This window comes from Bacillus sp. PSXD-155 (assembly GCF_049310765.1).
GTDB lineage: Bacteria > Bacillota > Bacilli > Bacillales > Bacillaceae_G > Bacillus_A > Bacillus_A cereus.
In genome coordinates this window covers 1-10,450 of record NZ_JBMOWC010000031.1, presented here as the reverse complement: position 1 = coordinate 10,450, position 10,450 = coordinate 1, and the positions used below count along the sequence as shown (strand labels likewise).

Sequence of the window (10,450 nt, the reverse complement as noted above, 5' to 3'; positions counted from 1 at the left end):
ATGAAAGTTGTTTACTGGATTAGGAATTAGTTGCACGATATTAATGGCGGTGCTGCCGGGGGCTATTTATTTCATTCATAAAAAACTCACAACGTATGGAGCGCAGCCGTGGAATACTGATGTACAAAAAAAGAAACCTGAATGATTTTCAGGTTTCTTTCGGGCAAAGCATATGTGAAGGGGGATGCCTTCTATGTATGCTTTGTTTTATACAAGCCCTAACCAATGTACCAATTGTGTAGAGAGGAATGTAACAACAATGGCGATAACGGTAGGGATTGCAAACGATAAGAATGTCCATTTTGCACTTTTTGTTTCTTTGTATATGTTAACCAGTGTTGTTCCACACGGGAAATGAAGAAGTGAGAACAACATTGTGTTTAACGCTGTTAACCAAGTCCAACCATTTTCTAGGAATAGATTTTTAATTTGATTAAAATCATCTATTTCAGTTAAAGCCCCAGTTGATAAGTAAGACATTAATAAAATTGGGATTACAATTTCATTAGCGGGTAGTCCAAGAATGAATGCAGCTAGAATAAACCCGTCAAGTCCTAACATTTTAGCAAATGGATCTAGGAAATTTACAAAATACATAAGTAAGCTTGTGTCACCGATAAAAATATTAGCAAGTAACCAAGTTAATGCAGCTGCAGGGGCAGCAACAACTATAGCTCGTTTTAAAACGTAGATTGATTTATCGAGTGTTGCGCGAACAATTGTATTCCAAACTTTTGGCTTGCGGTACGGAGGTAACTCCAGTGTGTAGTGAGTTGGAACCCCTTTTAAGGCTGTTTTTGATAGTACCCAAGAAACAGTTAATGTCATAATAACACCAATTACAACCATTCCAACTACAACGCCAGCAGTAACCAATGTTTGCATACTGCCTGTATAACCAGCAGCCATAAATAGTGAAGCCATTAAAATTAACATAGGCCAGCGACCGTTACAAGGAACGAAGTTGTTCGTTAAAATTGCTAGCATACGTTCACGTGGTGATTCAATGATACGTGTTGACATAATGGCTGCTGCATTACAACCAAATCCCATTGCCATTGTTAAAGATTGTTTCCCGTGTGCGCCGGATCGTTTGAATAAGCGGTCCATATTAAACGCGACACGTGGTAAGTATCCGTAGTTTTCTAATAGCGCGAACATAGGGAAAAAGATTGCCATAGGTGGTAACATAACGCTAATAACAGCACCGATACCACGGAACAAACCAAGTATTAAAATGCCATGTAACCATTCAGGTGCATGCGCTGCTTGGAACCAAGATGTTAAATATCCTTCGGCCCATCCGAAGAATTCGGCAATCATATCAGATGGTACGTTAGCGCCTGCAATTGTAAGATAAAAAATAATAGATAAAATACCGAGCATAATTGGGAATCCCCAGATTGGAGATGTGAAAATTTTATCTAGTTTTTCGGAACGATATAATTTATCAGTATTTGTATATTGGACAGATTCTTTACATATGCTTGCAGATGTTCGGTAAATATCTCCGACTATATCATCTCGTATATCTTCTTTTGAAAGTGTTTGTGCATGTTGAATAATATAGTCTAATGGAAGAGCTTTACTGGCTGAGTGAGATTCCATTAATTACGACCTCCCTTACAAGTGGTTCATTATGGTGTTTTTGAAGTGTAGTTAAGAAATTTTTATCTCCATCTAATATACGTAACGCAATCCAACGTGCTGGATACGTATCACCGAACACTTTATAAATTTGTGGTTCTAATTCCTGAATCATATTTTCGATTTTTTCGCTGTAAGTAATTTTAATTGGTGTTGGAATTAGTTTTTTATTTGCTACTTTTGCAATAACATTTAGCAAATGACCAATACCTACTCGGTTACGTGCTGAAATTTTAACGACAGGTACACCAAGTGATTTTGCTAATTTCTTTTCATCGATAACAATCCCTTTTTTCTCGGCTTCATCAATTAAGTTAATGCAAATGACTACATTATTTGTCATCTCCATCACCTGGAGTGCTAAATTTAAATTTCTTTCCATAGCAGTTGCGTCTATGACAACTACAGTTACTTCTGGTTTTTCGAATATAATATAATCCCTCGCTACTTCTTCGTCTGCGGAATTTGAGTATAGTGAGTAAGTTCCAGGTAAATCTATTAATGTATAATTACTTCCGTTATGTTCATATTCTCCTTCAGCTTTTAAAACAGTTTTTCCCGTCCAGTTTCCAGTATGTTGTTTTAAACCTGTTAAAGTATTAAATAATGTACTTTTCCCGGTATTCGGGTTACCAGCTAAAGCAATACGATGTTTGCTCATCTGAAATCATCTCCTATTAATACCCCGAAAATAAGGGAGCTTTCTTCTTTGCGCAGTGCAATAGTTGTGTTGCTCACTTGATAAGCGACCGGATCTCCAAGTGGACTGCGTTGCAATACTTTAATCGTTGCCCCTGGGATAAATCCCAAATCTAATAAACGTCGTTTCATAGTTCCTTCTAATTGTATCTTCTCAATTTGTACAAACTCCCCTGTTTTAAACTCGGAAAGGGGTTTAGTATTAGCCGATACCATAAAAGTTACCTCTTCTCTATATTTTTAGTGTTAGTTTAAAAAGTTTCCTTAGGTAAACTTTTTGTTAGTAATATAGTAGACTACATTGGATGATGCTGTCAATTAGTACTTTAAAAATATTCATTTAATTTTAGAATTGTTCCAATTTATTTAGTTGTACTAAAAAATATTACTGAAATTCTTTTTAATGTGCATAAATTAGGCGTGAAAAAGTTACAAAATACAGCGGAATTGTAAATGTAACTTTAACTAAAAGGGAAAAAGAGAGAAAAACATTTACATTGAATTTACATTGTTAAGAATAAATTTACATTACAGCATAGTTAGTGTGGTTTTTGTTTGCTTCTTTAACTACAAATGTTGGGATTCCTAGCTTTTGAGGATGATTATCGTCATTTACTTAAAATTAAAAATTGCTTAACACTCACATAATATTGTTGTCCTACAATGAATTTGTGTTCGAAAGAAAATGAATTCGAAAAGTGATAATCCAAATGGGGGTACAAGACATGGTTATGAAAAAAGGTATTAAATTTTCTTTAGCAGCTTTAGTGGTAGCAGGAGCATTAGTTGGGTGTGGGAAAGCAGAAGATACAACTAGTAAAGAAACTGCTAAAGGAAGCGATAATACAAAACAAGAATTATCAGGTACGATTGCAGCAGCTGGTTCTACAGCTCTTCTACCTCTTGCGGAGGAAGCTGGAAAGAAATTCATGGAGAAAAATTCAAAAGTTTCTATTCAAGTTCAAGGTGGCGGTAGTGGAACTGGGATTAACCAAGTAGCATCTGGTGCAGTACAAATTGGTAATTCAGATGTTCCGTCTGGAGATAAAATAAAAGATGCTGAAAAGGCGAAAGAATTAGTAGATAACAAGGTAGCGGGTATTGCATTCGCTCTTGTCGTAAATAAAGATGTAAAAGTTGATAACTTAACAGTGCAACAAGTACAAGATATCTTCACTGGAAAAGTAACAAACTGGAAAGAAGTAGGCGGAAAAGATGAAAAAATCAACGTAATTAATCGTCCGGCTTCATCTGGTACACGTGCTACATTTGAAAAAACGATTATGAAAGACGCGAAAATTAATGATGGAACTGGTACAACACAAGATTCTAACGGTGCAGTAGAGCAAGCTATCAATTCTACTCCAGGTTCAGTAAGTTATTTAGCGATGTCTTACATGGTTGGAGATAAAAAAGGTGCACTACAAACAGTGAAAATTGATGGTGCTGAACCGAAAGTTGAAAACATTGCGTCTGGTAAATATCCATTCTGGTCTTACGAGTATATGGTAACAAAAGGTGAAGCGAAAGAAGCAACAAAAGCTTACATCGATTATGTAAAAGGTAAAGACTTTGAAAAGCAAGTAGAAGATATGGGCTACATTCCAATGTCTAAATTAAATAAGTAATAAAGTTTTATGGGGCTGGCTGCAAGGCCAGTCCTGTTCATTTCAATCTGTGAAGTGGGGTCTGTCCTGTGATGAAGGGGAAAAAACAAATTAATTACGTAAAAAGTGAATATATAGGAAGATCACTTGTTACGTTTTGTGGTATTTTTATTGTTTTAATTACATTAGCTATTATTGCGTTTATTTGTGGTAAAGGTATTCAATCTTTTACACAAAGTGGTATCTCGTTTACTGAGATGTTAACATCGACAAAATGGAATCCAAATGCTGATCAAGGATCCTTCGGGGCTTTAATTTTCATTGTAGGTTCAACGGTGGTTTCGTTAGGTGCGGTTATTATTAGTGCACCAATTGCTATAGCTCTTGCTATATTCATGAATTTAATTTCGCCAAAGTTTGGAAATAAAGTGTTGAAGCCTGTTCTAGAATTGTTAGTTGGTATTCCTTCGGTTGTATACGGATTATTAGGTGTTACGATTTTAGTACCACTATTACGTGATTCGTTTGGGGGAGTAGGCTTTAGTTTAATTGCAGGTATTGTTGTATTAAGTATTATGATTTTACCTACTATTGCTAGTATCGCTTCTGATGCAATACGTTCTGTTCCATTTGATTATTTAGAAGCTTCTTATGGTCTAGGATCAACGAAATGGCAAGCGATTAGCCGAGTGATTGTTCCTGCTGCGAAAAAAGGGATTTTAACAGGTGTTGTTTTAGGCTTAGCGCGTGCTTTCGGTGAAGCGTTAGCGGTTCAAATGGTAATCGGGAATACGATTAAATTACCAGAAGGAATATATAGTCCGACAGCGACGTTAACTGGTATTTTAACAATGGACATGACGAATACATTGAACGGAACTGCTTGGAACAATGCGCTATGGACTTTAGCGATGATTTTACTTGTTATTTCATTCCTGTTTATTTTAGTAATTCGAGCGATTGGGCAAAGAGGTGAGCGATAATAATGAATGCAAGAACGGTAAATAAAGTTTGGACAGGTATCTTTTATGCGGTTGCGGCTTTAGTTGTAGCTTTGCTAGTGTTCTTAGTATTTGAGATTTTACAAAAGGGATGGGGATTTTGGGATCCTAATTTCTTGTTTGGAGAACCAAGCAATACAAGAGCTGGTGGTGGGATTGGTCCGCAGTTATTCAATTCCTTCTACATGCTTGTTATAACGCTTATTATATCTATTCCTCTTGGATTAGGTGCTGGAATATATTTAGCAGAGTACGCAAAACAAGGACGTTTTTTAAATTTTGTTCGTCTATGTATAGAGACGATGGCGTCTTTACCTTCTATTGTTGTTGGTTTATTTGGTTTGTTAGTGTTCGTTACAATGACAGGTTGGGGATACACAGTAATGGGTGGTGCTCTTGCTTTAACTATTTTAAATTTACCAGGTTTAACGCGTGTTTGTGAAAATGCGATTTCAGAAGTTCCTCATAATGTAAAAGAGGCAAGTCTTGGATTAGGTGCAACGAAGTGGCAAACAATCGCTCGTATTATTATCCCATCGTCATTACCACAAATTATTACAGGGATTATTTTAGCGGCGGGTCGTATATTTGGGGAAGCGGCAGCATTAATTTACACAGCGGGTTTAACATCCCCGATTTTAAATTCAGCAGCGGATTTCTCAAGTCCTGCGCATCCTTTAAATCCGTTTAGACCAGCTGAAACATTAGCGGTTCACATTTGGAAATTAAATTCTGAAGGAGTTATTCCAGATGCGAAGTTGATTGCGACAAAATCTGCAGCTGTATTAATTATTATGGTATTACTATTCAATGTTATTTCACGCTTGATAGCATCTATATTACACAAGCGCTTTACAGGAACGAAAAGAAAAAGTAAAGCAACGAAAAAGGTAAAAGCGGCATAAATTATAAAGAAGAACTCTCTATTTATAAGTAGGGGGTTCTTTTGTATTTTAATATAGAAGGAATGGATGTAATGATTGTTGAATTTGTGGTTAATTATAAAGAAGAACAGATGTAATTTAGAGAGGAGTTTTAATTTGTTTTTTCTGCAAATGTCAGGTTTTCCTGGGTCAGGAAAATCGACAGTTTCTAAGTATATAGCGAAATTAACAGGTGCTGTAATTATAGATCATGATGTTTTGAAATCCGCGTTGTTAAAATCATTAAAAGTAAAAGGAATTGAATCAACGATTGTTGGTGGGCTTGCGTATGATGCCGAATGGGTATTGATTGATTCTTATTTAGAACAAGGGCATAGTGTTATATTGGATAGTCCGTGTTTATATGAGGGAATGGTTGAAAAAGGAATTAAATTATCAACTAAACATGGTGTGAAATATAAATATATTGAGTGTTATCTTAATGATATGGAAGAGATTAATAGGAGACTGCAAACACGTAAGCGTATGATCAGTCAAATTGAAAAGGTGGAGTCGGAAGTAGGTTTTGAAAAGTGGTTAAATGGTAGTCAAAGACCTTTAAATAATGAATACCTTATTGTGGATTCTAGTAAACCTATAGAGCAATATGTGGAAAAAATGATGGATTATATGACTAAGTAGAGAAAAGACGTTATCTTCATTTGTGAAGATAACGTCTTTTGTTTTTAAATATCAGGTGTTTCTGTAGAAGTGCTTATTTTCCTACGGGAGCGTCTTTTTCTCCCGATTTTATCTAATAGTTCATACATAACTGGAACGACTACTAATGTAAGAACAGTCGAGACTGCCAAACCGCCGATGACAACGACGGCTAAACTTTTTGATACCATACTTCCTGCTTGGGATTGGCCAAATAGGAGTGGGAGCATAGCGACGATTGTTGTAATAGCTGTCATAATAATTGGGCGTAGTCTAGTAGAACCTGCTTCAAGTAAGGCTTCTCTAGTTTCCATTCCGTGTTCCCGATTTTGTTGGACTCTTTCTATTAATACAATAGCGTTTGTAACAACAATCCCGATTAACATTAATGCGCCAATCAAGGAATTTATATCAACAGGTGTTCTTGAGATGATTAATCCTAAAATACCACCGACAGCAGCTAACGGTAAGGAGAATAGGATTGCAAAAGGAGCGCGTGCTTGGCCGAAGGTGATAACCATAATTAAATATACAATCCCGATTGCAATCCCCATAATTTTGAATAAATCTGTAAAATTCTCTTGCATAGATTCAGTAGCTCCTGCGATATTTACTTTTGAACCGCTAGGTAAATCTAAGTCGGTTATCGCTTTATTTACTGCTGTGTTTACTTTACTCAAATCTTCATTTGAAGCTTCGGCGGTAATTTGAATTGTTTCTTTTCCGTCTTTATGGAAAATTTCTGTTTGCGTTTGTTTTTCTGAAATAGTTGCGATGTCTTTTAAAGGAATTGGTCCATTAGTAGGTGATAGTATGTTTATATTTAAAATATCTTCTTGTTTACTAATGTTTTCCTTTTTATGTTCTATCATAATAGTAGTTTTTTCATTATTAATTGTAATTTCGCCAATAGGTGACTTCTTCATAAGGAATGCTACTTGTTGCGCAGCTATTTCTGGTGTTAAACCTAGTTGTTCAGCCTTTGTTTGATCAATATGAATTTGCCATTCTTTCTTAGAGTCTTCTAAATTCGTTTTTACTTTAGAAAGATCATCCATGCTTTTTAGTTTTGTTTCGACGATAGTAGCCGCCTCTTTTAAATCCGCTTCGTTAGTAGCTGTTACGTTAAATTGTAAGTTGTTGCCGCCGCCAGAGCTTGAATAACTTGTTTTTATATAATCAAGTTCAGCAGGCTCAAAAGTTTTATTTTCCTTTTTTAACTCTTTAATATATTGATCAATATCAGAACCTTTTTTAAAGACTACAAATATACTAGCAAGGTTATTTTTAGTTGTTTGCCCCCATTGTGCATCTTCTGCGCTAGATCCCATTCGTAAAATAACGTCTGTTACATCTGAATTAGAAAGTAATTTCTTTTCGAAATCAAATGCTTTTTGTTTTTGAGCTTCAGCATTATAATCGGCTGGAAATGTCATGTTAATAGATAACATTGTGTCGTCCTCAGATTTTATGTTTGCTTTCGGTAGTAATATATAGGCTGCAATTGATCCTGCAAATAATAAAAATGCAGTAAGTAGAATAATGAATTTATGAGAAAGAGACCACTTTAACGTAGCGACATATCGTGATGAAGAACTTGGCTTTCGATGCTTTGTTTTTTTGAGTAGTAAAAAAGCCATAAGTGGAACGACTGTGAGTGCAACGATTAAGGATGATAGAATAGAATATACAACTGCTAATACCATAGGTAACATTAATTTTCCGATTGCTCCCGATACGAGGCCGATAGGTAAAAAAACAGCGACCGTTGTTAAAGTAGAAGAAGTAATTGCGACGGCAACTTCTTTCGTTGCATCAAGAATAATATTTTTAGAGAAAGAATCTTTTTGTAAACGGCGGAAAATATTCTCGATGACAACGATACTATCATCGACGAGACGTCCAACCGCAACAGCTAAACCACCAAGGGTTAAAATGTTAAGTGTGATGTTAGATTGATGTAGTAAAAAGAGTGTTAATAAAATAGATAATGGAATACTGACAACAGCGATGAGTGTTGTTCGGAAGTTACGTAAAAAGATTAAGATAATTAGAGTTGCAGCGATTGCTCCAAGTATTACTTCTTTTCCCATGCTAGTAACAGCATTTTCAACTTGTTCATGGGTTGAGGCTAAAAGTTTAATGGAAAACTGATCTTTATATTCCTTATTTATCTCTTTAACTTTTTTATCAATCTCTTTTCCAATTGCAACTGCATTTTTGCTCGGTTCTTTCATGATGATTAATCCAGTGCCTTCTTCTCCGTTTATATGTGAGATTGTATCGTAGTGTTGTTTGATTTCGATTTGAGCAATGTCTTGCAATTTCACTTGGGGTACCACAGTGATGTTTTTAATGTCATTTACATTTTTTATGTCCCCAATGACGCGGAGGTTGTATTCTTCCTGATTAACAGTAATTGCCCCAGCTGGAGTAGAAGTTTCTTTTCCTTGTAAAACAGTGAGTACCTGCTGTGATGTTACGTTTTTGTTTTTTAATTGGTTCGGATCAAGTACGATAGATAATTCAGAGGTGGATTTTCCGAAAAACATAACATTAGCAACACCATCAATGTTTTCGAGTTGTGGTACGATTTCTTTTTCAATTTGTTTTTCATCTGCTTTTGAAAACCCGTTTTGTTTCTGGATAGTAATTTGGGCGAGTGGAATCATAGAAGTGTTTAGTTGACTAACTACGGGCTTGGTTACATCTTTAGGTAATTTAATTGTATTGACGGCTTTTTCGACTTCGCGTGCTGCATCTTTCATGTTTGCTTTTGATGTATACGCAATGTCGATACGTGATAATCCCTCGTATGTAGAAGAAGTAATGGTGTCGACGTGTTCTAAATTGCGAAATTGTTTTTCGAGAGGATCAGTTACATCCTTTGTCATCGTTTCAGCGTCGAGTCCTTGAGATAAGGTTGTGACGGTAATTGCTGGATTGTCGATACTTGGTAAAAATTCCATAGGTAATTTAGAGCCGGAATAAACACCGAGTATGGAAATGAGAAAAATCATGATGATAATGGCAGCTCGGTTTTTTAATGAAAACTTTGTTAACCTATCCATAAAATAATTCCTCCATTGGTTTATTTATAGTTGAGTACATCCTTTCTTACTATATAACAAAAAATGGATATTTTTCATTAATTAAATGTAAAAAAATTCTAACAATATTCTTAAGTTTATATTTGCATTGGAATTGTTTAATGTGGATGGGATTTTTTCTTACGGCTAAGTTATATCGTTATTCTATAGAAGGATAATTATTATAAACTTTAATATAGAAGAGAATGAAAACCTGGGAAGGTATTGTGAAATGCAATTTGGTTGAATGAAGTGTAGTAGTATACAATCAGAATAACTATTTTTAGTAGGAAGGATAATAATTCTTTCTATAGAAGAAAGTAGGATAGATAAATTTTTTTTGTTTTTTATAAAAAACACTTGTTATTTAAAAATCATGATGGTATATTAATAAACGTCGCTGATGCGGAAACGCAGAAAACGACAAAAAAGAAATTTAAAAACTTAGTTGACATCGAAAAATGAAGATGTTAATATGATGAAGTCGCTTCTGAAGCGGCGGACAAGTTCTTTGAAAACTGAACGAAACAAACAACGTGAAACGTCAATTTTTATTTTTAGATGCTAGACAAACTAACTTTATTGGAGAGTTTGATCCTGGCTCAGGATGAACGCTGGCGGCGTGCCTAATACATGCAAGTCGAGCGAATGGATTGAGAGCTTGCTCTCAAGAAGTTAGCGGCGGACGGGTGAGTAACACGTGGGTAACCTGCCCATAAGACTGGGATAACTCCGGGAAACCGGGGCTAATACCGGATAACATTTTGAACTGCATGGTTCGAAATTGAAAGGCGGCTTCGGCTGTCACTTATGGATGGACCCGC

Annotated in this window: 9 protein-coding genes and 1 rRNA gene; 6 read left to right on the top strand and 4 right to left on the bottom strand. The window is 35.6% G+C overall.

Annotated features, from left to right (window positions below; genetic code table 11):
- The first annotated feature begins 7 nt into the window (after window positions 1-7).
- Window positions 8-145 carry a hypothetical protein gene (locus ACO6VI_RS24330; protein WP_000493991.1) on the top strand — a complete coding sequence of 46 codons (138 nt, stop codon included), beginning with the start codon at window positions 8-10 and terminating at the stop codon, window positions 143-145.
- A 62-nt stretch (window positions 146-207) separates the two neighbouring features.
- On the opposite strand, the gene ACO6VI_RS24325 is transcribed toward ACO6VI_RS24330, so the two are convergent.
- The 3 genes from ACO6VI_RS24325 to ACO6VI_RS24315 are packed head-to-tail and all read right to left on the bottom strand — an operon-like array spanning window position 208 to window position 2,562.
- A complete protein-coding gene (locus ACO6VI_RS24325) occupies window positions 208-1,608 on the bottom strand; it encodes a nucleoside recognition domain-containing protein (protein WP_000443602.1) in 1,401 nt (466 codons plus the stop codon).
- Complete coding sequence (locus tag ACO6VI_RS24320; protein ID WP_000033865.1) at window positions 1,586-2,308, bottom strand: FeoB small GTPase domain-containing protein; 723 nt, start codon at window positions 2,306-2,308, stop codon at window positions 1,586-1,588. Before ACO6VI_RS24320 ends, ACO6VI_RS24325 begins: the two co-directional genes overlap by 23 nt.
- On the bottom strand, window positions 2,305-2,562 hold the full coding sequence (locus ACO6VI_RS24315; protein WP_000252989.1) for a FeoA family protein: 258 nt from the start codon (window positions 2,560-2,562) through the stop codon (window positions 2,305-2,307). The genes ACO6VI_RS24320 and ACO6VI_RS24315 overlap by 4 nt, the downstream gene beginning before the upstream one ends.
- A gap of 509 nt (window positions 2,563-3,071) precedes the next feature.
- Here ACO6VI_RS24315 and ACO6VI_RS24310 point away from each other — a divergent pair.
- From ACO6VI_RS24310 to ACO6VI_RS24295, 4 genes are all read left to right on the top strand, one after another.
- Window positions 3,072-3,974, top strand: coding sequence for a phosphate ABC transporter substrate-binding protein PstS family protein (locus ACO6VI_RS24310; protein WP_000245112.1), 903 nt, complete (start codon window positions 3,072-3,074; stop codon window positions 3,972-3,974).
- Window positions 3,975-4,045: 71 nt separating this feature from the next.
- Window positions 4,046-4,936, top strand: coding sequence for a phosphate ABC transporter permease subunit PstC (pstC, locus tag ACO6VI_RS24305; RefSeq protein WP_000676676.1), 891 nt, complete (start codon window positions 4,046-4,048; stop codon window positions 4,934-4,936).
- A gap of 2 nt (window positions 4,937-4,938) precedes the next feature.
- Entirely contained in the window at window positions 4,939-5,859 is a 921-nt protein-coding gene (gene pstA / locus ACO6VI_RS24300; protein WP_000994139.1) for a phosphate ABC transporter permease PstA, read from the top strand.
- A gap of 135 nt (window positions 5,860-5,994) precedes the next feature.
- Window positions 5,995-6,519: an AAA family ATPase gene (locus ACO6VI_RS24295; RefSeq protein WP_063546482.1), complete on the top strand. Its 525-nt coding sequence runs from the start codon at window positions 5,995-5,997 to the stop codon at window positions 6,517-6,519.
- A gap of 44 nt (window positions 6,520-6,563) precedes the next feature.
- On the opposite strand, the gene ACO6VI_RS24290 is transcribed toward ACO6VI_RS24295, so the two are convergent.
- Complete coding sequence (locus ACO6VI_RS24290) at window positions 6,564-9,608, bottom strand: efflux RND transporter permease subunit (protein WP_078994566.1); 3,045 nt, start codon at window positions 9,606-9,608, stop codon at window positions 6,564-6,566.
- Window positions 9,609-10,205: 597 nt separating this feature from the next.
- Between ACO6VI_RS24290 and ACO6VI_RS24285 the strand changes: the two genes are divergently transcribed.
- A 16S ribosomal RNA gene (locus ACO6VI_RS24285) occupies window positions 10,206-10,450 on the top strand; the annotation flags it as partial.